General features: G+C 44.2%; 19 protein-coding genes and 1 other RNA gene. 19 read left to right on the top strand and 1 reads right to left on the bottom strand.

The genetic code is table 11. The features are described 5' to 3' along the window. Window positions 1–17 precede the first annotated feature (17 nt). The 4 genes from CD05_RS0107020 to CD05_RS19590 all read left to right on the top strand — a co-directional run bounded on the left by CD05_RS0107020 (window position 18) and on the right by CD05_RS19590 (window position 5,555). A complete protein-coding gene (locus CD05_RS0107020) occupies window positions 18–2,129 on the top strand; it encodes a polyribonucleotide nucleotidyltransferase (RefSeq protein WP_028509898.1) in 2,112 nt (703 codons plus the stop codon). A 100-nt stretch (window positions 2,130–2,229) separates the two neighbouring features. Further along, on the top strand, window positions 2,230–2,577 hold the full coding sequence (locus CD05_RS0107015) for a hypothetical protein (RefSeq protein ID WP_028509897.1): 348 nt from the start codon (window positions 2,230–2,232) through the stop codon (window positions 2,575–2,577). After that, on the top strand, window positions 2,558–4,804 hold the full coding sequence (locus CD05_RS0107010; protein WP_028509896.1) for an ATP-dependent RecD-like DNA helicase: 2,247 nt from the start codon (window positions 2,558–2,560) through the stop codon (window positions 4,802–4,804). The genes CD05_RS0107015 and CD05_RS0107010 overlap by 20 nt, the downstream gene beginning before the upstream one ends. Continuing rightward, window positions 4,785–5,555, top strand: coding sequence for a ComF family protein (locus CD05_RS19590; protein WP_051588870.1), 771 nt, complete (start codon window positions 4,785–4,787; stop codon window positions 5,553–5,555). The genes CD05_RS0107010 and CD05_RS19590 overlap by 20 nt, the downstream gene beginning before the upstream one ends. A gap of 43 nt (window positions 5,556–5,598) precedes the next feature. Here CD05_RS19590 and CD05_RS0107000 read toward each other — a convergent pair whose 3' ends face one another. After that, entirely contained in the window at window positions 5,599–6,411 is an 813-nt protein-coding gene (locus CD05_RS0107000; RefSeq protein ID WP_037322877.1) for a mechanosensitive ion channel, read from the bottom strand. 240 nt (window positions 6,412–6,651) lie between these two features. Between CD05_RS0107000 and CD05_RS19585 the strand changes: the two genes are divergently transcribed. From CD05_RS19585 to glmS, 15 genes are all read left to right on the top strand, one after another. After that, complete coding sequence (locus CD05_RS19585) at window positions 6,652–7,098, top strand: OadG family protein (protein ID WP_051588869.1); 447 nt, start codon at window positions 6,652–6,654, stop codon at window positions 7,096–7,098. A gap of 34 nt (window positions 7,099–7,132) precedes the next feature. After that, a complete protein-coding gene (locus CD05_RS0106990; protein ID WP_037322876.1) occupies window positions 7,133–8,362 on the top strand; it encodes a sodium ion-translocating decarboxylase subunit beta in 1,230 nt (409 codons plus the stop codon). A gap of 55 nt (window positions 8,363–8,417) precedes the next feature. Then, the gene (gene yfbR, locus CD05_RS0106985) at window positions 8,418–8,999 is read left to right on the top strand and encodes a 5'-deoxynucleotidase (protein WP_037322874.1); all 582 of its coding nucleotides are present in this window, start codon (window positions 8,418–8,420) and stop codon (window positions 8,997–8,999) included. A gap of 14 nt (window positions 9,000–9,013) precedes the next feature. Next, window positions 9,014–9,673, top strand: a complete 660-nt coding sequence (gene rpe, locus CD05_RS0106980; protein WP_028509892.1) for a ribulose-phosphate 3-epimerase — start codon at window positions 9,014–9,016, stop codon at window positions 9,671–9,673. Window positions 9,674–9,710: 37 nt separating this feature from the next. After that, entirely contained in the window at window positions 9,711–10,445 is a 735-nt protein-coding gene (locus CD05_RS0106975) for a site-2 protease family protein (RefSeq protein ID WP_028509891.1), read from the top strand. Between the two features lie 32 nt (window positions 10,446–10,477). After that, a complete protein-coding gene (locus tag CD05_RS20310) occupies window positions 10,478–11,707 on the top strand; it encodes a segregation/condensation protein A (RefSeq protein ID WP_084262126.1) in 1,230 nt (409 codons plus the stop codon). Between the two features lie 4 nt (window positions 11,708–11,711). Further along, window positions 11,712–12,284, top strand: a complete 573-nt coding sequence (gene scpB, locus CD05_RS0106965; protein WP_037322872.1) for an SMC-Scp complex subunit ScpB — start codon at window positions 11,712–11,714, stop codon at window positions 12,282–12,284. A 33-nt stretch (window positions 12,285–12,317) separates the two neighbouring features. Then, window positions 12,318–13,226 carry a hypothetical protein gene (locus CD05_RS17780; protein WP_051588868.1) on the top strand — a complete coding sequence of 303 codons (909 nt, stop codon included), beginning with the start codon at window positions 12,318–12,320 and terminating at the stop codon, window positions 13,224–13,226. A 27-nt stretch (window positions 13,227–13,253) separates the two neighbouring features. Beyond that, entirely contained in the window at window positions 13,254–13,643 is a 390-nt protein-coding gene (gene ytfJ / locus CD05_RS0106955; protein WP_028509889.1) for a GerW family sporulation protein, read from the top strand. 298 nt (window positions 13,644–13,941) lie between these two features. Continuing rightward, entirely contained in the window at window positions 13,942–14,355 is a 414-nt protein-coding gene (locus tag CD05_RS0106945) for a DUF3592 domain-containing protein (protein WP_028509888.1), read from the top strand. A 104-nt stretch (window positions 14,356–14,459) separates the two neighbouring features. Beyond that, window positions 14,460–15,599, top strand: coding sequence for a D-alanyl-D-alanine carboxypeptidase family protein (locus CD05_RS0106940; RefSeq protein ID WP_028509887.1), 1,140 nt, complete (start codon window positions 14,460–14,462; stop codon window positions 15,597–15,599). Between the two features lie 48 nt (window positions 15,600–15,647). Next, window positions 15,648–16,388 (top strand): pseudouridine synthase, encoded by a 741-nt coding sequence (locus CD05_RS0106935; RefSeq protein ID WP_028509886.1) that lies wholly within the window; start codon window positions 15,648–15,650, stop codon window positions 16,386–16,388. A gap of 68 nt (window positions 16,389–16,456) precedes the next feature. Continuing rightward, complete coding sequence (gene smpB / locus CD05_RS0106930) at window positions 16,457–16,927, top strand: SsrA-binding protein SmpB (RefSeq protein ID WP_037322871.1); 471 nt, start codon at window positions 16,457–16,459, stop codon at window positions 16,925–16,927. Window positions 16,928–16,992: 65 nt separating this feature from the next. After that, window positions 16,993–17,351: a transfer-messenger RNA gene (ssrA, locus tag CD05_RS20305) on the top strand. Window positions 17,352–17,540: 189 nt separating this feature from the next. Beyond that, the gene (glmS, locus tag CD05_RS0106920) at window positions 17,541–19,379 is read left to right on the top strand and encodes a glutamine--fructose-6-phosphate transaminase (isomerizing) (protein ID WP_028509883.1); all 1,839 of its coding nucleotides are present in this window, start codon (window positions 17,541–17,543) and stop codon (window positions 19,377–19,379) included. Window positions 19,380–19,423: the final 44 nt, after the last annotated feature.

Here is a 19,423-nt window from a genome sequence, read left to right as displayed (position 1 = left end):
AAACGGAGGACTATAAAATGTTTGAGAATTTCAGAACTTTTGAAACAACATACGCAGGTAGGCCTGTTGTTGTTGAAACAGGCAAGATGTGCGGTCTTGCAAACGGTTCCTGCCTTGTAAGATACGGCGAAACTGTTGTACTCGGCAATGTTACAGCAAGCCCCAAGCCGAGAGAGGGCGTTGATTTCTTCCCGCTTTCTGTTGACTTTGAGGAGAAGATGTATTCTGTAGGCCGTATACCTGGCAGCTTTACAAAGCGTGAGGGCAAGGCTTCCGAGAAGGCTATCCTTACATCAAGATGCGTTGACAGACCTATCAGACCTCTTTTCCCCAAGGATATGAGAAATGATGTTTCTGTTGTTATGACAGTTATGGCTGTTGACCCTGACAACTCACCTGAGATCGCTGGTATGATAGCTACATCTATCGCTCTTTCTATCTCTGATATCCCGTGGAACGGCCCTGTTGCTTCTATCAATGTAGGTTATGTTGACGGCGAGCTCGTTTTAAACCCGACACTTGAACAGAGAGCAAAGAATGACCTCAACCTCACAGTTGCAGGCTCTGCTGAGAAGATAGTTATGATCGAGGCTGGCGCTAAGGAGATTCCTAACGAGCTTATGCTCGATGCTATCAAGTTCGGCCATGCTGAGATAAAGAAAATGGTTGCTTTTATCAACGATATCAAGGCTCAGATAGGCAAGCCTAAGTTTGAGTTTGAGTCGCAGGAGCTTGACCATGATATGCTTGATGAGCTTAATTCCGAGTTCGGTGAACAGCTTAAGTATGCTCTTGATACAGATGATAAGAATGTAAGAGATGCAAGACTTGTTCCTATTCAGGACGCAATTCTTGAAAAGTTCAGCGAGAAGTATGAGAACCTTCCTGAGATAATAGGTGAGGTAATGTATAAGCTCCAGAAGACTATCGTAAGAGACTGGCTCTATGAGGGCAAGAGAGTTGACGGCAGAGGTATTGACGAGATCCGTCCTCTTGCTGCTGAGGTTGGTCTTCTTCCGAGAGTACATGGTTCGGGTATGTTCACAAGAGGTCAGACACAGGTAATGACTATCGCAACACTCGGCCCTGTATCCGATGCTCAGAAGCTTGACGGTCTTGATGAAGAGACTTCCAAGAGATATATGCATCAGTACAACTTCCCGTCCTACTCTGTAGGTGAAACAAAGCCTTCAAGAGGCCCCGGCAGACGTGAGATAGGTCATGGCGCACTCGCTGAGAGAGCACTTGTTCCTGTTCTTCCTTCTGTTGAGGAATTCCCCTATGCTATAAGATGCGTATCTGAGGTCCTTTCCTCCAATGGTTCTACATCGCAGGGCTCTATCTGCGGTTCGACACTTGCTCTTATGGACGCTGGTGTTCCGATAAAGAATCCTGTTGCCGGAATCTCCTGCGGCCTTATCACCAAGGAAGACGGCAGCTACATGACTATGGTAGATATCCAGGGTCTTGAAGACTTCTACGGCGATATGGACTTCAAGGTTGGCGTTACTAAGAATGGTATCACAGCTATCCAGGTCGATATAAAGGTAGACGGCCTTACATATGATATAATTGCTGAAGCATTTGAGAAGACATACAAGGCAAGAATGTATATCCTTGATGAGATAATGCTCAAGGCTATTCCTGAGGTAAGACCTACTGTTAACAAGTGGGCTCCCAAGATGCTTACTACTAAGGTGCCTGTTGACAAGATCAGAGAAGTTATCGGTTCCGGCGGTAAGGTTATCCAGAAGATCAGCGCTGAGTGCGATGTCAAGATCGACATCAATGAAGACGGTAATGTATTTGTTTCCGGTCTTGATCTTGAAAAGGCACAGGCTGCTATATCCATAATCAATACTATCGGCAATGACCCTGAGATAGGCTCTATCTACAGAGGCAAGGTTACAAGGCTTATGACATTCGGTGCTTTCGTTGAGATCGCACCCGGCAAGGAAGGTCTTGTACACATCTCCAAGCTCGACAAGCAGAGAGTCGGCAAGGTAGAGGACGTTGTTTCCGTTGGCGACGAGGTCGTTGTAAAGGTAATGGAGATCGACGATCAGGGCAGGATCAACCTTTCAAGAAAGGACGCTCTTGCTGATATCGAAGCAAAGAAGAACGCATAAATCAAATACTTACACCGCAAGGGATAATAACCTTGCGGTGTTTTTATAAAAGGCATTGGCAAAGATCATATACATTGCATAGAATATACGGGTGATGTATATGTATTATATTTATGTCTTGATCATCTATGTGTTTGTGCTCTTTATATCGGCTTTTGTGCTCGGAATGTTTTCGATGAGTGTAAAGCAGAGCGATGAATATATTATTTATCTTGTATCTGGTGAGAACGATATAAAGAGGATAGGCAAAAGAATAAAGGAGATCTACTACGAAGAATCACTTGCCGGAAAGAACGGCGCAAGAAAGATCATTATAGTTGATGATATATTCCGGGAGGAGTTATCAAAGATGTGTGATGATACTGGTTTTGCGGATTATCTTCTTATGGGCGAGATTGATGAGTATTTAAGAAAAAGGACAGAGACAGATGAACAAAGCACTATCTGATGAGCTTGTTGTGATAAAAGGTACAGTCGAAGATATTCAGTATAAAAACCCGGATAACGGATATGTTGTTTTGCTGCTCGATGTTGACAATGAGCCTGTTACTGCCGTGGGTGAGCTTGGACTGGTCGATCTGGGTGAATCGGTCGAGCTGACGGGTAGATTTGTTGAGCATTATAAATACGGACTGCAGTTCAATGCTGTGATGTGTGTCAGCAGCCTGCCTGAGTCTCTCGGGGCTATACAGAAATACCTTTCAAGCGGCTTTATCAAGGGTGTAGGACGTGTGCTTGCTAAAAAGATAGTTGATACATTCGGTGAGGATACGCTTGATGTAATAGAAAACCAACCGCAGAGACTTACCGAGATAAGCGGTATCTCAAATCGTGAAGCCAAGCAGATAAACAAAGACCTTAAGGAAAACCTTGCTGCAAGGATACTTATGATGTATATGAACGAACTCGGTGTAGAAACGATATACAGTGTAAGGGCGTGGAAGCAGTGGGGGAAATATGCAAAGGAATATATCAGCAGTAACCCGTATATCCTTGCAGATGATGATATCGGGCTCGATTTTGATGTGTGTGACAATATCGCAGAGAAGCTCGGCGTAAGCACAGATGACAAAAACAGGATATCGGCAGGCATCAGGTATGTGCTTAAGGAGAACGCAGCTACAGGGCATACCTGTGTTCCGCTTGGGCCGCTCAAAAAGGTCAGCTGCCGTTTTCTGAACATAAATGAAGAGCTGTTTATGAGCGTTCTTGAAGAGCTGACTGATGATGAAGAGCTGTATTACCACATAAGGGATAAAAAGACTTATGTGGCGCTTAAGAGATACTATTCGGCAGAGCACTACATAGCAAGAAGACTGAGTGTTATGAGCAGCATTTCTTTTGACACAGGCACAGACTATTCGGCTATAATTGATATCGACGAGCAGGAAAACAACATAGAATATGAAACAAAACAGCGTGAGGCTATTAATCTTGCATTATCAAAGGGCTTTCTTGTCCTTACTGGCGGCCCGGGTACAGGCAAAACGACTACTCTTAATGCGATGATATCGCTGTTTGAACAGCAGGCGCTGACTGTATTTATTGCAGCGCCCACTGGCAGGGCTGCAAAGAGGATATCAGACCTGACAGGCTATGAAGCAAAGACTATTCACAGGCTCCTTGAAGTTGGGCATGGTACAGACGGCAAGCTGATATTTCTGCACAAAGAGTCTAATCTCCTTGACTGCGACGTGATGATAGTCGATGAGATGTCTATGGTCGATGCGGAGCTTTTTGAAGCGCTTCTTCGTGCATTGCCCATAAGCTGCAAGCTGATACTTGTTGGCGACAGTGATCAGCTTCCGTCAGTCGGGGCAGGAAACATTCTCGGAGATATAATTGACAGCGGTGTTATGCCTGTGGTAAGGCTTACTGAGATATTTCGTCAGGCAAGAGAGAGTGCTATAGTCACAAATGCTCACAAGATAGTCAGCGGCGAAATGATAGACCTATCGAGCAAGGACAGCAAGGACTTTTTCTTTATGCAAAGGCTGGATCAGGCCGGAATACAGCAGCTTGTGGTCGAGCTTTGCAAAGAAAGGCTCCCTAATGCATATGGCTTTGACCCGATAACTGATATACAGGTGCTTTCGCCTACAAGAAAGAGCGGAGCAGGGACTATTGAACTCAACAAGAAGCTGCAAAGTGAGCTCAACCCGCCAAGTAAGGAAAAGAGCGAGATAAAAGCGTTTATTTATACTTTCCGCACAGGCGACAAGGTTATGCAGACCAAGAACGACTATGATATCGTCTGGTCAAGAGAGACAGATGATACAAAGGAGCAGGGTACAGGCATCTTCAACGGTGATATCGGGCAAATAGTCTCAGTAAACAAGTTTTTGAAGACGGCTGTAATTGATTTTGACGGGCGAGTGGCTGTATACAATTACCAGATGCTTGAAAATATAGAGCTTGCTTATGCTGTTACTGTACACAAAAGCCAGGGCAGCGAATTTGATGCTGTTATTCTAACTGTGTTTACCGGATATGATAAGCTGTACTACAGAAATCTTTTGTATACCGCCGTCACACGGGCAAAGAAGCTGCTTATAATCGTAGGTTCGAGCAAGCGAGTTGAGTTTATGATAAACAATAACGTGAGAAATCAGCGGTTTACCTGTCTTAAGGATATGCTTAAGGAGCATGACAGCGATGAAACAGATATTATCTAAGAAGACAAAAAGGTTTCTTCTTGACCTGATATTCCCGAACAGATGCCCGGTGTGTATGCGTGCTATCAGGTGGGACAAGCTGATATGTGACGACTGTATAAAGGATATCCCGTTTATCAAAGAAGATGCCTTATGCGGCAGATGCGGCAGAAAGCACGCCCCTGATGATAAATGTGAAGGCGAGCACAGCTATGACTTTGTTTTCGGGGCTATGTGGTATAAAGACAAGGGCAAGAAGGCTATGTACAACTTCAAGCGCAGATATGCTTTTAACCTTGCAGAGCTCAGTGCGCCGTATATTTATAAACAGCTCGAAAAATACAGTCTTCTTGATAAGGTGGATTGTATCACATATGTGCCGATGTATCCTAAGAAGGAATACAAGCGTGGATACAATCAGGCTGAAGAATATGCAAAGGTGTTATCCGAAGCGCTGAAAATACCTGTTGCAGACGGAATGCTCGCACACAGAAAAAGCGCTTCCCAACAGCACGAGCTGACAGGAAGTGAGAGGAGAGATGCCGCCAAGAACACATATATGCTCGGGAATAAGAAAAAAGATCCTTCATATAAGGTGTGTATTCTTGCTGATGATGTTTTTACAACAGGCTCGACGCTTGATGTATGTGCAGGGCTTTTAAAATCAATTGGTTTTGAGACGGTAATATGTGTTTCGATATGCATCACCCCGAAAAAGCTCGCTGATGATGAGTATGAGGAAGATCACGAAAGTGAATACTACGATGAATAAACGGCACGGGTCGATTTATGACCCCGTGCCGTTTTGTGCGTAATTATTTGTTTATCAGTGTAACATCAACATGACTGTAAGGAATAACAATACCATTTGCATCAAATTCTTTTTTGACGTGCTCGAACATATAGAACCTGAAATCCCAGTAATCCTCGGTCTTGACCCATGTTCGGGTGAGTATCTTTATTGCGCTATCTGCGTGTTCAGACATAACGATGAGAGGCTTTGCAGGAGTATCGAGCGACAGGGGAGAGCTTTCTATGACCTGCCTGATAACATCACAGGCTTTGTCAAAATCGCTTGAATAGGAAATAGAGAAGGTCAGCTCAAGACGTCTGTGCTTTTCTCTTGTGTAGTTTGTGATAGTTGAGCTTGATACAGTGCCGTTTGGGATGAAAACAGATTTATTGTCCATCGTCAGTATCCTTGTGTACAGTATCGAAATGGCTGTGACATAGCCCTCGTAATTATTGATCTCAACATAGTCGCCGCACTGGAATGGCTTTGAGAAAAGGATAATAAATCCGCCGGCAACATTAGAAAGGCTTCCCTGAAGTGCAAGACCTAATGTAAGACCTGCCGCACCTACTGTTGCAACGATAGATGACATCGGGACGTTAAGTGCTGAAAGTGCCATGATAGTGGCAAATATATAGATAAGCGTCTTGACGATAGACATCATAAAGGTATGTGCAGTATTATCTATATGCTTATTCTTAAGACCCTTTGACATTATCTTAAGGACGAGCTTTGCGGTTATCTTTCCGACTAAGAGTATAACAGCGGCTTCAAGGAACAAAGGTCCCATATGTTCAAGCCAGGAGAGCATTTTTTCTAACAGCTTTTCGCTCATAGATGTGATCCTCCTTATAATATAATGCTGGATACATTATAACACATTTTATACTTTTAGTCAAATAAGCAGAGTTTAGTATAGGAATTTGTTTACGGTAAGAACAACAGATAAAAAAGTTTTTATTATGTTAAAAAAATAACACGTCAGGGGCTTGTAATTTTTTTTGAATTGTAGTATAATAATAGTAATTGGTGTTCTGACGAAAGAAGGAACAAATATCAAAAAAGGAGTTAATGTATGGATATCAATCTATTATCCGTTATGAGCAAGCAGCTCAGCGGTAATGACTATGATGCCCTTGATATAGTAGCAGTGGTGCTTACGGGTATGAGTGTCGTTTTCGCAGGGCTTGTTATTCTTATTGTGCTCGTAATGCTCTATGGTAAAATATTTGAAAGCTTGAATAAAAGCAAGGCTGAAAAAGCTGCCGCTGCGAAGGCTGCCGCTGTTAAAAAGGAAGAGCCGGCTCCTAAGCCTGCCCCCAAGCCCGCCGCTCCTGCTGCTAAGATAGAAAGCGGCATCGAGGAGGAGACGGTGGCGGTCATTATGGCTGCTATATCGGCTTACGGCGCTGCAAGCGGTAAAAAGCTCAGAGTTGCCGGTATCAAGAGAGCAGGTGGCTCAAAGGGCAGTGCTAATGCTTGGTCTTCTGCTGCAAGAGCAGAGCTTACAAGACCGTTTTAATCAAATCACAGGTGTTTGAAAGGACAGTGAGATAATGGATCAGTTTTTGGGTACTATTGCAGAGCTTGCAAATACCTCCGGACTTGCCGGCTTCTTCGTTGAGGGCGGCTGGAAAAACCTTGTAATGATACTTATTTCTTTCTTATTTATGTATCTTGCAATAGCAAAGGGCTTTGAGCCGCTTCTGCTTCTTCCGATATCATTCGGTATGCTTTTGACAAACCTTCCCGAGGCAGGGCTTTATCATCCTGATTTCTGGGTATATAAGACCGTTATTGAAGACGGTGTTGAGAACGAACACTACATAGATTACGGGCATATACTACAACACGGGGGACTATTGGATATCCTGTATATGGGCGTAAAGCTGCAGATATATCCTCCGCTTATCTTCCTTGGCATAGGTGCAATGACAGACTTCGGTCCGCTTATTGCTAACCCTAAGAGCTTCCTTCTCGGTGCTGCTGCACAGGGCGGTATATTCTTCACCTTCATCGGCGCAGCTGCTCTTGGCATGACTGCTGCTGAGTGCGGTTCTATCGCTATCATCGGCGGTGCTGACGGCCCTACAGCTATCTATGTTTCGTCTATTCTTCTTTCTAACAAAGACTCTATCGGCGTTGGTACAATAGCACTTGCTGCATATACATATATGGCGCTCGTTCCTATCATCCAGCCGCCTATAATGAGAGCTCTTACCACAAAGAAAGAGCGTTCTATAGTTATGGGTCAGTTAAGACCTGTATCCAAGGTAGAGAAGATACTTTTCCCGATACTTGTTACCTGCGTTATAGCTCTTATGATCCCTTCTGCTGCTCCGCTCGTGGGTATGCTCATGTTCGGCAACCTTCTTAAGGAGAGCGGTGTCTGCGACAGAATAGCTAAAACTGCTCAGAATGAGCTTATGAATATAATCACTATATTCCTCGGTACTACTGTTGGTGCTACAACAACTGCAAGCTCTATCATGACTCTTTCCTTTGCAAAGGTCATCATACTTGGTGTTATAGCATTCAGTATCGGTACTGCCTGCGGTGTGCTCCTCGGTAAATTGATGTGCGTTGCTACAGGCGGCAAGATCAATCCTCTTATCGGTTCTGCCGGTGTTTCTGCTGTTCCTATGGCAGCAAGAGTTTCACAGAAGGTCGGTCAGGAGACTGTTCCTACAAACTATCTGCTCATGCACGCAATGGGTCCGAATGTTGCAGGCGTTATTGGTTCTGCAGTTGCGGCCGGCGTACTTCTGAGCGTAGTTGCACACTAAAAATATTATGGCGGATAATTAGCTCTATCCGCCATATTTTATAAGGATCAATAATATGAAAAATAATTTTTTTGCAGTCATTTCAAGAATGAAGTACATAAACCGCTGGGCACTGATGAGAAATACAATTCAGGAGAACCTTAGTGAGCATACGCTCGAAACGGCATATATCGCTCATGTTCTTGCTGTTATGCGAAACAAAAGACACGGCGGCAATGTTGACCCTGAAAGATGTGCGCTGCTTGCGATGTATCATGACTGCACAGAGATAATAACAGGCGATCTGCCGACGCCTATCAAATACTATAACCCTGAGATCAGAGATGCTTACGGTGAAATAGAAGAAAATGCCAAGAACAAGCTGCTTGGCTATCTGCCGGATGATCTTAAGGACGAATACGAGCCACTGTTTGTTCCTACGGAAAAGGAAAAGGAACTTTGGCAGCTTGTTAAGGCTGCTGATAAGATATCGGCACTTATTAAGTGCATTGACGAGCGCAATATGGGCAATAATGATTTTAAAAAGGCAGAGAGCTCTACTCTTGTCGCTATACAAAGGCTTGAATGTGCCGAGGCTGATGAATTCCTTAGGGAATTCCTGCCGGCATACGGGCTTACACTTGATGAACAGGCATAGAAAGGATTTAATACATGAGTACGATAATTTCTGCTTCGCTGCTTGCTTGCGACTTTTCAGAAATGGGCAGAGATATCAGCCGTGCAGAGCAAGCCGGCTGCGACTGGATACACTTTGATGTTATGGACGGTATATTTGTTGCTAACATCAGCTTTGGTGAACCGATACTTGAATATGCAAGAAAATGCACAAAGGGCTTCGTTGACACTCATCTTATGATAACAAGGCCTGAGCGTTATGTTGAGCATTATGCAAAGCTCGGTTCCGATATGATAACCTTTCATGTTGAGTCAACTGATAACCCAAGGGCTGTGATCGACAAGATACACGCTCTAGGGAAAAAGGCAGGCATTGCTGTCAAGCCTGATACGCCTGTTGATGATATAGAAAGCCTTATACCTGCAGTAGAGAATGTACTTATTATGACAGTATATCCCGGTTTCGGCGGCCAGAGCTTTATCCCGGCAACTCTTAAGAAGGTCACAGAGGCAAGAGCTTTTATCGAGGAGATAGGCCTTGACACTCACGTTCAGGTAGACGGCGGCATCAACGAGCAGACTGCTGCTCTTGCAAGGGCTGCAGGTGCTGATGTACTTGTTTCGGGCTCTTATCTTTTTAAGGCTCAGAATATGTCTCAGGCAGTATTCAGTCTTCGTGGGAATGCTGATGAGTAAACTATCTTTTTGAACTTATATGTAAGCAGGTGAAAGAATGACACAGCAGGATATTTTGAAATACGGAGTCAAGCTGATAGTAATATTCCTCTGTCTTCCTGTGCATGAATTTGCTCATGCCTGGAGCGCACGGAAGCTCGGCGATACTACTCAGGATCATAAGGGAAGGCTTACGCTCAATCCGCTGGCACATCTTGACCTGTTTGGCGCAGTATGTCTATTTCTTACAGGATTTGGCTGGGCTAAGCCTGTTCAGGTAGAATCACGAATGTTCAAGAATTTCAAACGTGATATGGCTATCACTGCTGCGGCAGGCCCTATTTCCAATTTGTTTTTAGCATTTTTCGGTGCTATTCTCTGGAAGATAACGCTTTGCTGCTACTGGGTAAAGGCTGGTTTTTCCATTACCGACATAACAGAAAACACAAGTGGGTTTTCAACTGCTGCGTACTATCAGATACACGCCGGAAATGATGCGCTTTTCTGGCTGCAGTTTATACTGTTTTATTTTGTTATGATAAATGTAGGTCTTGCGGTGTTTAACTTCATACCTGTTCCGCCGCTTGACGGCTCGAAGATACTGATGTTCTTCCTGCCTGACAAGACGATGTATAAGATGTACGAGTATCAGATGTATTTTTATATCGGATTTATAGTTGTCCTTATGACAGGACTGCTTGATATACCGCTTGGATTGCTAAGAAGCGGTGCATTCTTTATTATTGATATGATGACTGTTTGGGTGCCTTCACTTATGGAGGTAATACTATAAAGCCTTATGGCAATATTAAGGAGTAATCAGAATTGGAAGCTGTTTCATTCAAGCTTGATATGTTCGAGGGGCCTCTCGATCTGCTTTTGCATCTGATACAAAAGCACAAGCTAAATATTATGGATATAGAGATATCCCTGCTGTTAGAGCAGTATCTTGAATATATTGAACAGCTCGATCATGAGGATTATGAGTACGCCGGCGAGTTCCTTGAAATGGCTGCGAGACTTATATACATCAAAACTGTCTCACTTCTTCCAAAGGCTGAGGAAGCCCAGGAGCTCAAACAGGAATTACAGGGCAGGATACTTGAATACTCTATATGCAAGCAGCTTGCAGATAAGCTGCGTGGAATGTATATCGAAAACGGTGTTTTTGTCCGCAAGGAGCTTGTGCTTGAAGAAGGCTCAAAGGCATATGAGCTGACTCATGCGCCTGAGGAGCTTGTAACTGCGCTATTATCCGCCGGAAAGAAAAAGGCCATACCTGAGCCACAGATAAAGGCAAAGGATTTTGGCGGGATAGTTTCACACAAGATATATTCAGTTACTTCAAAGATACTGTTTGTACTTAAGAAGCTATACAAGACCGGCAGCTTTGATATGAACAGGCTGTACGACGGAATGAAAGTGAAATCCGAGCGAATAGCAACTTTTCTGGCTATACTTGAACTTACAAAATCAGGAAGGATAACTCTTTCTGATGATAATTCTGTCATATACTTCAAGCGCCGCACAAAGGAAGAGCGTGCTCTTGAAAAGAATACTGTAAAGACAGAGGAACAGCGGCTGCTTGAAGAAGAGGGAGAGTTTATCCCCGATGATGAAGAAGTCCCTGAGATACCAGAGGACAAGCAGTATGCAGTCTTTGAGCCGTTTATCACAAAAGAACAGCGCAGAGAAATGCCTGTGAGGGTGAGCATGGAAAAGGTCATGCCAAGGTCTGCGCTTGATATAATCGTACTTGATGATCCGGAGCCGGAGATCGAGCCTACGGTCGAAAATGAGCAGGTGGACGAGGCCTCTGAGAAAAACGAAACAGAAACCTCTGTTAACACTGAACCGGAGATCAAAACAGCCGAGAAAAAGCCCAGGCCTGTTAAAAAGACAAAAGCTAAAGCTGTTTACAAAAAGCGCAGAGCAAAATCTGCCGACCGAAAGAGATCGTACATAAACGGCGTGCTTACAGGAGTATGTGTTGCGGCTGTGGGCATAGGGCTTTATGTAGCGGCTAAAGAGATCATGACGACAAAGAGAGGATAACGAAATGTCTGAGATAGATGTAAGCGATGAGCTTCTGAGGATAACCGAGGCGATAATATTTGCAAACGGTGATCCTGTGACGGCTGACCGCATTGCAAGAGGCGCCGGGGTATCAACTGCCGAAGCGCACGCTGCTGCAAGAAAGCTCCAGCGTTCATATGCTGTCAGAGACGGTGCGCTGGAGATACTGACTATAAACGGAGCATATCAGATAGCTGTTAAGACTGATTACAGCGAGCATATAAGAAAAACGCTTGATGAGAAAAAGAACACAGCGCTTTCAAATGCGGCAATGGAAACACTGGCGATAGCTGCGTACAACCAGCCGGTGACCAAATCGTTTATTGAGAATATAAGAGGTGTTGATTCCTCGGGTGTTGTCAATTCGCTGGTCGAGAAGGAGCTTTTGGAGGAATGCGGCAGGCTTGATCTTCCGGGAAGACCGATAGCTTACAAAACGACTGATAATTTCCTTCGCTGCTTCAAGCTGTCAAGCCTTGATGACCTGCCGGAGATAATTACACCTGAAAGCCTGAGTGAGCAGCAGGACGAAGACAGCGAGGAAAGGGAAGAATAATACTTTCGCTATAAAAGGAAGTGATAATGACAAATGATAGCTTTATATATCATACTGGGGCTTATAGCCTTTATTGTCATTTTGCTTCATATATCTGTGACTGTTGATGTTGTGGCAGACAGCAAAGAGGGTATAAAATACAGCGTAAAGTATCTTTTCTTTACACTATATCCGAGAAAGCCCAAGCCCGGGAAAGCCAAAAAACGCAAGAAAAAAAAGCAGCAGGAGGAAGATTCAAAGCAGGAAATAGTTCCTCTTGATGAAAAAGAGCTTGCAGCTGAGCTCGAAAGGCTTGATAAAGAAGATATTGATGGTTTTGACGATTCTTTTGAAGATGATCTGCCTGAGATTGTTGACAGTATAGAGCCTGTGAATATGGCTGATAATAAAAAGTCGGCAAAGGCAGATAAGAAGTTGCAGAAAGCCCTTAAAAAGGAAGAGAAAAAGGCAAAGAAAGCTGCCAAAAAAGAAGCAAGGGATAATAAAAAGAAGCAGCCAAAGTCAAAAAAGAAAAGCGGGCTGTTAGACAAATTCAACTACTATAAGCCGCTTCTGCCTATGGGGTGGAAGTACTTTAAAAAGCTGCTGAAGGCAATTCGCATATCTGACACGGATATACTGCTTGTGACTGCTAAGCCTGATGCGTATGAGAGCGCATTGTTCTACGGTAAGCTGCAGCTGGCACTGAATAATGCTCTTGCGCTGATATGCGGTATTTTTACCGTAAGACTCAAAAGCGTAGGTGTCAGATGTGAATTCAATGATGACAAGCTCGATTATCACGCAGCCTGCAAGGTAAGGCTCAGGCCTTCGACGGTCATAGCTATTGCAGTGTGCGTTTTGATAAACTACCTGTTATTCAGACACAGGAAGAAAAAAGAAGCTAATAAAGCAAAGGATATAGTTTCAAACGAGAAAACAGAAGAAAAATTATCGGCATGAGAAATAATATGAAAGGATGTAATCATTATGGCAGAGAACAATCTTGAAAACCTTATCAAAGCATCTATGGAAAAGATCCACGAAATGGTGGATTGTCAGACAGTTGTAGGCCAGCCTGTGACTACTGCTGACGGAACAACAATAATACCTGTATCAAAGGTATCTGTAGGTTTTGCATCGGGCGGCTCTGATCTGCCTACAAAGAACCCCAAGGATCAGTTCGGCGGCGGTTCCGGTGCAGGCATATCTATAACACCTGTTGCTTTTATCACTATCTGCAATGGTGATGTTAAGCTGCTCCAGCTTACAATGGAGGCTGCACCTTCCAACAGCGCTATCAATATGGTGCCTGAGGTAATTGACAAAATAACAGAATTCATCGGCAAGAAGAAAAACGGCGGTGAAAGCGAGGAGTAATCACGCTTATTGCTGTAAGTATTGCCTTTATTATCAGAGGTCTGTACCGTCTATTCATGAAAAACCAGATGCACCAGGGAACTGTGCCGCATATAGCGAGATCTGTGTCTGTCGCAGGTTCAGGTGAAATGTCGGCGATGAGCTTACAGTATATGTAAATCCTGATATGAAAGAGGGCTTTTATCTTCCTGAGGAGATAAACAGGCACACAACGGAAGCGAAGATATATTTTGCCATTACTGCTGTTCTTATAGTTTACGGCATCATCATGCAGTTTGCATAATACCGGAGGAGATATATGTTTTTCTTGATAATGGGTATAATATCTGTGCTTGCCGGGTGTTTTGTCGTCTATGCAAGAAATGACAGGATAAAAAACGCCAAACCCCGTGAGGCAAGGCTTATTGCCATGGAGGAAAAGACTGTTCTCAGGTCTGGTATTTTAAGAAAGATGTACAGGGCAGAGATAGTATATAAAGGTGACAGTTTCGAGCAAAGGGCATATCATCACGAATTTGTATATTATTCCGACCATATCGAGAGATTTGGCCTTGGTGAGGAGTTTATAGTATATGTTGACCCGAGGATATCGGATATATTCTATTTTCCACAGGAAATGAAAGGCAAAGTCTCTTTTGGAGCACTTGCTTTTCTTATGATAGGCGCTTTCTTTATATTTGTTGGTATAATATTTGCATCAAGGGGTATGTGATATTTCATTTTTTTCAAAAACAGGCTTTGTTTTCTTTGGTTTATTTTCAGATAATGACACATTATATAAGTGCGAAAAAACACTTGAAAGGAATGTGCGTTGTTATGAAAAAGCTGATGTGCCTGTTTTTAGCGGCGTTGATCTGCTGCTTTGCATTTGATGCTGATATAACGGCAAGTGCTGAAAGCTGTGATATATCCGCTAAGGGCGCTGTTGTTATAGAGCTTAAGACCGGCAAGGTGTTATATGAAAAGAATTCCGGTGAAAAGCTGCCAATGGCGAGCACGACAAAGATAATGTCGGCGCTTCTTACTGCTGAGAGCGGTGGTCTTGATGAGAGGTTCACTGTTGACAGTGATGCTATAAAAGTCGAGGGCTCGTCAATGGGCTTGCAGGAGGGTGACATAGTATCAAAAAGGATACTTATGTATGGTATGCTCCTGCCAAGCGGTAATGATGCTGCTAATGCGGCTGCTGTAGCCGTATCGGGAAGTGTACAGAAATTTGTGCAGCTGATGAATGACAAAGCGAAGCAGTTAGGGCTCAGAAATACTCATTTTGTAACTCCTTCGGGGCTTGATGATGATACAGATGAGCATTATTCGACGGCGTATGACATGGCTATACTGACAAGAGCTGCACTTGATAACGGCGTTTTCAGGGAGATATGCGGCTGTCAGCGAGCAAAGCTGTGTTATGGTGCCCCACCCTATGACAGGTGGCTTGTTAACACAAACAAGCTGCTGACTTCTCTTGACGGAGTGATAGGTGTCAAGACAGGGTTTACTGACAAGGCCGGAAGATGTCTTGTTTCGGCCTGTGAAAGAAACGGTGCAACTCTTATCTGCGTAACTCTTAATGACCGTAACGACTGGGCAGACCATAAGGCGTTATATGACTTATGTTTTGGCAAATGCGAGAGCTATTCATTCGGGCAGGAAGATATAAATGTCAATGTTGTAGGAGCAAGCTGCGAGCAGGTGGGTTGCTACAGCCCTGATGTAAAGCTAAGTCTACCGATAGGTGAGAATGACAGTGTCACTTCGGTCATTGCTGTAAAGCCTTTTGTATATGCACCTGTTGTGCAGAAACAGCAGGTAGGCACAGTACGGTACTATTACAACGGAAGGCAGATAGCATCATCGCCGGTGTTTACAAAGCTCAGTGTCGATTCCGAGAGCAGCCAGTCGGTAGGTGCGGCAGAATACTATTTTGAAAAGATCAAAGCGTTTATAACAAGATAGACGATCGGGGCAGACGACTGCTCCGCTTACATAAAGAAAAGAGGTACTATGGAACCAATAAGACTTCAAAAGATAATAGCTGAGGCAGGTGTGTGCTCACGCCGCAAGGCAGAGGAACTGATACAAAACGGCAAGGTAAAGGTAAACGGCCACCCGGCAAAGCTTGGAGACAAGGCAGACCCAAACCGTGACGTAATCACTGTTGACGGCGAAAGGCTGTACATAAGCCGCAAAAAGAGCTTCCGCTACATAATGCTCAACAAGCCGAGAGGATATGTTACAAGCATGAGCGACGAGCTTGACAGGCGTGTTGTCACTGATCTGCTCGAAGGTGTCGGTGAGAGAGTTTACCCTATCGGAAGGCTTGACAGAAATTCTGAGGGGCTTTTGCTGTTTACGAATGACGGCGCATTTGCAAATGATGTTATGCACCCGTCAAGGCATATCTCAAAGACTTATCGTGTAACTGTACGTCCTGATATAAATGACGAACAGCTTGTTCAGCTTTCTGAGGGCGTTGAGATAGACGGCAGAAAGACTGCACCTTGTACTGTTTTAGTGCTTGAAAAGCAGCAGGGCAGAGTAGTACTTCAAATGACGATACACGAGGGAAGAAACAGGCAGATAAGAAAAATGTGCGAGGCTGTTGGTTTAGAGGTTGCAAGACTCAAGCGCACATCAGTGGGACCCATAAAGCTCGGTATGCTCCAACCCGGGGACTGGCGTGACCTTAAGCCTGATGAGCTCAGAGCAATAAGGACTGCCATTACCAAGAAAGGCAGCAAATAACATTTTTCGCCTTGACAAACATTTGGCTATGTGTTATAATATGAAAACACATTAAGAGGGATAATATCATGGCAATAGACAAAAAAGGAACAAAGCAGATAGCCGATAACAAGGCGGCAAGGCACAATTACTTCGTGCTTGAGCAGATAGAATGCGGCATTGAGCTTGTCGGCACTGAGGTCAAGAGCATCCGTGCGGGCAGGGTCAATCTCAAAGATGCGTGGTGCTCGGTAGACAACGGCGAGATGTGGGTCAAGGGTATGCACATTTCTCCCTACGAGCAAGGCAATATATTCAACCGTGACCCTATGAGGGTCAGAAAGCTGCTTCTGCACAAGCGTGAGATAATGCGTCTTTTCGGCAAGGTAAAGCAGGAGGGGCTCACGCTGATACCTATGGCGCTCTACTTCAAGGGCAGCAGGGTCAAGGTCGCACTTGGTCTTTGCAAGGGCAAAAATCTTCACGACAAGCGGCAGGACATGGCAAACAAGGCTGCTGCGAGGGAGATTGACAGGGCGATGAAGGAGAGGAATCACTAAAAAAATGCTTTATAAACACTATACCCAAATATTATGCATTTTGCTAAGCATCATGCATTAAAACCGGGGCTGCAATGGTTTCGACGGGGGTGGTGAAGTGTGATAAGCGGGTAGAGGATCGCACACTCTTTAAACGGCGAACGTTTTAAAAATAAACGACGAATCTAATTTTGAATTAGCTGCTGCTTAAGTCAGCGCTCGTCGGGCTTTAGAGTACCACGGCTTTAGTCTCGGCGTCGATTAGTGGTGAACGTGCATAGGGTACGCCCGTAGCCTATGTATGTATACCGGGCTACCTGCGAATGCTGCGTGTCTGCTTGCGGCATCAAGGGGAAACGGCTTGCGCCGAAATAACAGACTACACCCGTAGAAATTCGCAGGGATCTGCTTTCGGACACGAGTTCGATTCTCGTCAGCTCCACCAATAATGATAAAACCGTCCTGTATGGGCGGTTTTGTTTTATGTATATGGATCATCCATGATTTTTCCTTGACAAATGACGGATAATCTGTTATAATATTAAATGGTATATTGTTACCACGAGTTCTAAAGTACATTTTATTGTACTATATTTTGATATGAGTATTAGTATTTGAATCGGAGGAAAATATTATGTGTGGTATAGTAGGCTTCAGTGGAAAGCATCAGGCTGCACCTGTGCTTCTTGACGGTCTTGAAAAGCTCGAATACAGAGGTTATGACTCGGCCGGTATAGCTGTCCGTGACGGTGAAAAAGAGGTCGTTGTTGTCAAGGCTAAGGGAAGGCTCCAGGTGCTTAAGGAGAAGACAGACTTTGGCAAGGCAATAAAAGGCTCTATAGGCATAGGTCATACAAGGTGGGCTACTCACGGCGAGCCCAGTGAGATAAACGCTCACCCTCATACAAGTGATGACGGCAATGTAACAGCTGTACATAACGGTATAATCGAGAATTATCAGGAGCTTAAGGAAAAGCTGATACGCAAGGGATATACATTCTATTCTCAGACTGACACTGAGGTAGTGACAAAGCTCGTTGATTACTACTACAAAAAGTACGGCATGGGTCCTGTTGATGCTATTGCAAAGACAATGGTAAGAGTAAGAGGTTCCTATGCACTTGCTATCATGTTCAAGGATCACCCCGGTGAGATATGGGCAGCCCGTAAGGACAGTCCTATGATAATCGGTGTTGCTGACGGCGAGAGCTATGTAGCATCTGATGTACCGGCTATACTTAAGTATACAAGAAATGTTTATTATATCGGCGATCTTGAAATAGCTAAGCTCTCCTGCGGCGATGTTGTTTTCTACAACCTCGACGGTGATGAAGTGTCAAAGGAATCAACTGAGATAACATGGGACGCTGAGAGCGCTGAAAAGGGCGGCTATGAGCATTTCATGATGAAGGAGATTCACGAGCAGCCTAAAGCTATAGCTGATACTATCAACTCTGTTGTAAAGGACGGAAAGATAGATCTTTCTGATGTTGGTCTTAGCGATGAGGATATTAAGAGCATCTCGCAGATATATATTGTTGCCTGCGGCTCAGCATATCATACCGGCGTTGCTTCGCAGTATGTAATTGAAGACCTTGCAAAGATTCCTGTAAGAGTCGAGCTTGCAAGTGAGTTCAGATACCGCAAGCCGCTGCTTGACAAGAATGGTCTTGTTATAGTAGTTTCTCAGTCCGGTGAGACAGCTGACAGTAAGGCAGCACTCAACCTTGCAAAGGAAATGGGTATAAAGACTCTTGGTATCGTTAATGTTGTCGGCAGCTTTATTGCCCGTGAGGCTGATTCATGCTTCTATACTCTTGCAGGCCCTGAGATAGCTGTTGCTACTACAAAGGCATACAGCTGTCAGCTTATTGCAGGATATCTTCTTGCAGTACAGTTTGCCAAGATCAGAGGCACTATCAATGATGAACAGTACAAGTATTTCATAGATGAGCTGAAGACTATTCCTAACAAGATAACTAAGATCCTTGATGATAAGGAGCGCCTGCAGTGGTTTGCATCTAAGTATGCAAATGCTAAGGACGTGTTCTTTATCGGCAGAGGTATCGACTATGCAGTTAGCATGGAGGGAAGCCTTAAGCTCAAGGAAATATCCTATATCCACTCGGAGGCATATGCTGCCGGCGAATTAAAGCATGGTACTATTTCGCTTATTGAAGACGGCACACTTGTTATCGGTATACTTACACAGTCTGATCTTTATGAAAAGACTGTCAGCAACATGGTAGAGTGCAAGAGCCGTGGTGCATATCTGTGCGGACTTACATTCTACGGCAAGTATGAGATAGAGGATAGCTGCAACTTTGTGACCTATGTTCCCAGAGTTGATGAGCATTTTGCTGCTTCTCTTGCTGTTGTTCCTCTGCAGCTTATAGGCTACTATGTTTCTGTTGCAAGAGGTCTTGATGTTGACAAGCCGAGAAACCTCGCAAAGAGCGTTACCGTTGAATAATAATCTGCTCCCTGTCATCCGGCAGGGAGTTGTTTTTTGTAAGA

Origin of the sequence: Ruminococcus sp. NK3A76 (genome assembly GCF_000686125.1) — a bacterium.
Lineage (GTDB): Bacteria > Bacillota > Clostridia > Oscillospirales > Ruminococcaceae > NK3A76.
The sequence above is the reverse complement of the archived record's forward strand: the minus strand, read 5'-3'. Positions and strand labels throughout refer to the sequence as shown.

What these genes read in the sequence shown, in the direction of transcription:
- glmS (WP_028509883.1), top strand. Translation starts at nt 17,541, where the DNA reads ATGTGTGGTATAGTAGGCTTCAGTGGAAAGCATCAGGCTGCACCTGTG.
- scpB (WP_037322872.1), top strand. Translation starts at nt 11,712, where the DNA reads ATGTCTGAGATAGATGTAAGCGATGAGCTTCTGAGGATAACCGAGGCG.
- CD05_RS17780 (WP_051588868.1), top strand. Translation starts at nt 12,318, where the DNA reads ATGATAGCTTTATATATCATACTGGGGCTTATAGCCTTTATTGTCATT.
- CD05_RS19590 (WP_051588870.1), top strand. Translation starts at nt 4,785, where the DNA reads ATGAAACAGATATTATCTAAGAAGACAAAAAGGTTTCTTCTTGACCTG.
- CD05_RS0106940 (WP_028509887.1), top strand. Translation starts at nt 14,460, where the DNA reads ATGAAAAAGCTGATGTGCCTGTTTTTAGCGGCGTTGATCTGCTGCTTT.
- rpe (WP_028509892.1), top strand. Translation starts at nt 9,014, where the DNA reads ATGAGTACGATAATTTCTGCTTCGCTGCTTGCTTGCGACTTTTCAGAA.
- CD05_RS0107015 (WP_028509897.1), top strand. Translation starts at nt 2,230, where the DNA reads ATGTATTATATTTATGTCTTGATCATCTATGTGTTTGTGCTCTTTATA.
- smpB (WP_037322871.1), top strand. Translation starts at nt 16,457, where the DNA reads ATGGCAATAGACAAAAAAGGAACAAAGCAGATAGCCGATAACAAGGCG.
- CD05_RS0106975 (WP_028509891.1), top strand. Translation starts at nt 9,711, where the DNA reads ATGACACAGCAGGATATTTTGAAATACGGAGTCAAGCTGATAGTAATA.
- ytfJ (WP_028509889.1), top strand. Translation starts at nt 13,254, where the DNA reads ATGGCAGAGAACAATCTTGAAAACCTTATCAAAGCATCTATGGAAAAG.
- CD05_RS0106935 (WP_028509886.1), top strand. Translation starts at nt 15,648, where the DNA reads ATGGAACCAATAAGACTTCAAAAGATAATAGCTGAGGCAGGTGTGTGC.
- CD05_RS0107000 (WP_037322877.1), bottom strand. Translation starts at nt 6,411, where the DNA reads ATGAGCGAAAAGCTGTTAGAAAAAATGCTCTCCTGGCTTGAACATATG.
- CD05_RS19585 (WP_051588869.1), top strand. Translation starts at nt 6,652, where the DNA reads ATGGATATCAATCTATTATCCGTTATGAGCAAGCAGCTCAGCGGTAAT.
- CD05_RS0107020 (WP_028509898.1), top strand. Translation starts at nt 18, where the DNA reads ATGTTTGAGAATTTCAGAACTTTTGAAACAACATACGCAGGTAGGCCT.
- CD05_RS0106990 (WP_037322876.1), top strand. Translation starts at nt 7,133, where the DNA reads ATGGATCAGTTTTTGGGTACTATTGCAGAGCTTGCAAATACCTCCGGA.
- CD05_RS0107010 (WP_028509896.1), top strand. Translation starts at nt 2,558, where the DNA reads ATGAACAAAGCACTATCTGATGAGCTTGTTGTGATAAAAGGTACAGTC.
- yfbR (WP_037322874.1), top strand. Translation starts at nt 8,418, where the DNA reads ATGAAAAATAATTTTTTTGCAGTCATTTCAAGAATGAAGTACATAAAC.
- CD05_RS0106945 (WP_028509888.1), top strand. Translation starts at nt 13,942, where the DNA reads ATGTTTTTCTTGATAATGGGTATAATATCTGTGCTTGCCGGGTGTTTT.